Source organism: Acidisoma sp. S159 (assembly GCF_009766125.1).
GTDB lineage: Bacteria > Pseudomonadota > Alphaproteobacteria > Acetobacterales > Acetobacteraceae > Acidisoma.
The window spans coordinates 4,928-6,682 of record NZ_LMUG01000054.1; the positions used below are offsets into that span (position 1 = coordinate 4,928).

Here is a 1,755-nt window from a genome sequence, read left to right on the forward strand (position 1 = left end):
CTATTTGCAGGACGGTCTAGCCTCAGTTGGCGTGCGCAATGACTGGGGGCTCGTCGTGGTTGGCGCGTTCCTCATCCTGGGCGTGCTGGCCAATGAACTGTTTCGCAAGTCGCCACGGTGACATGCGGGCTCACTCAACCGGCGGAACGTCGGTAACCCTACAAGGAGAAGAAGATGCTTAACTTTAACGAGCTGCCGACCCGCTTATGCAGGCCCACTAGGCGGCAAACGCTGCGGGGCATTGGCGCGGGGCTCCTGGCTAGTGCTAGCACGTTGCTAAGTCACTCCGCGCTGGCCGAGGGCAGTACCGTCGCCTTCGTGCCAAAATTCACCAGCGATCCGTATTTTGTGTCGGCCAACCACGGCGCGCAGGAGGCTGGTAAGGCTCTCGGCCTGACGGTCCATTATAACGGACCAGTTGATGCCGATGTCGCTGGTCAAGTCGATATCGTTGACCGACTGGTTCGCAGCGGAATCTCGGCGATCTCTATCTGCGCGCTGGACCCCACCGCACTTGCGCCGTCGCTGCTGCGCGCTCGTCGAAAGGGCATCAAGGTCAATACCTGGGATGCGGATGTGACGCCCAACGCGCGCGAAGTCTTCCTCAACCAGGCCTCCTACTCCGCGATTGGCAACGCCATCGTCGACATCATGGCGAAGGGCGCTGGCACCTCGGGTGATTTCGTGATGGTGACCGGATCGCTCACCGCATCTAACATGCTGGCCTGGATGAAGGCTATCAAAGACACTATCGCTGCGAAATATCCCGGCATGGTCATTAAGACCACACTGTTGGGCGAGCAAGACATTCAGAAAGGCACCGACATCACTCTAAACTACCTGCGTTCACACCCCGAGACCAAAGGCGTCTTCACTGTCGACGGCGTAGCCGAAGTCAGCGTCGCTGAGGCGGTCAAGCAGCTGGGGCTTTCGGGCAAGATTACGATTGCCGGGATTGGTGTGCCGAACTCTATTCGTCCTTACATAAAGAGCGGCATCGTCAAGGAAGCCGTGTTGTGGAGCCCGGTCGATATCGGCTACGCCGCGATTTATATTACGAAAGCGCAGTTGGACGGCACCCTGGATCCGGCGAAGGGCTCTGTGGCGGCCGGGCGTCTGGGGAATTTGAAGTTCACGGCGAAGGACGAGATCTTACTTGGACCGCCGCTGATATTCACGCAAGCCAACATCGAGAACTATCACTTTTGAGTTCCGGCAGGGCCGGCCAGGACCGGCCTCACCGGCGTCAGAATGCCCGGAAGCTCAAACACGACCTCTAGCGCCGAAATCCTGCCGTCAACGTGGCTAAGGCAACCGTCTCGGCTACTTTCGTGAACAAGCGGTCAGAACAGGTCACTATCAGATGAAAAACTGCAAGAAAGTCCTCGTTATCCAGCCCATCAGTGATGAAGCGCTACGTCTGTTCGATGAGCATGGCGGGATCGAATACGAGATATTGACTGATACAAGTGCGGAGAACATAGCTGCTCACATCAACGGTGTCGATGCGATCACTATCCGCGACGCACCGTTGCCGGCTTCTGCGTTGGTGAACGCGCGGACGCTGCAGGTCATCTCGCGCCACGGCGTGGGATACGACAACGTGCCGCTTTCCTTTTGCAACGAGCACAAGATCCCGGTGACAATTATCGGCGATGTTAATGCAGTGTCGGTCGCCGAGCACGCACTTTTCCTGATGCTGGCCGTAGCCAGAAACGGCGCCCGCTTCGACCGCGCGATGCGGGCGGGAGACTT

1 protein-coding gene and 1 pseudogene are annotated in these 1,755 nt (G+C 58.2%); both read left to right on the forward strand.

Annotated features, from left to right (window positions below):
• The first annotated feature begins 174 nt into the window (after positions 1-174).
• Positions 175-1,209, forward strand: a complete 1,035-nt coding sequence (locus GSQ92_RS16315; protein WP_159013695.1) for a substrate-binding domain-containing protein — start codon at positions 175-177, stop codon at positions 1,207-1,209.
• 154 nt (positions 1,210-1,363) lie between these two features.
• Positions 1,364-1,755, forward strand: a pseudogene (locus GSQ92_RS16320) (3-phosphoglycerate dehydrogenase); the annotation flags it as partial.

Bases quoted from the DNA above. Each gene is read 5' to 3' on its own strand.
- GSQ92_RS16315 (WP_159013695.1), top strand. From the start codon at position 175: ATGCTTAACTTTAACGAGCTGCCGACCCGCTTATGCAGGCCCACTAGG.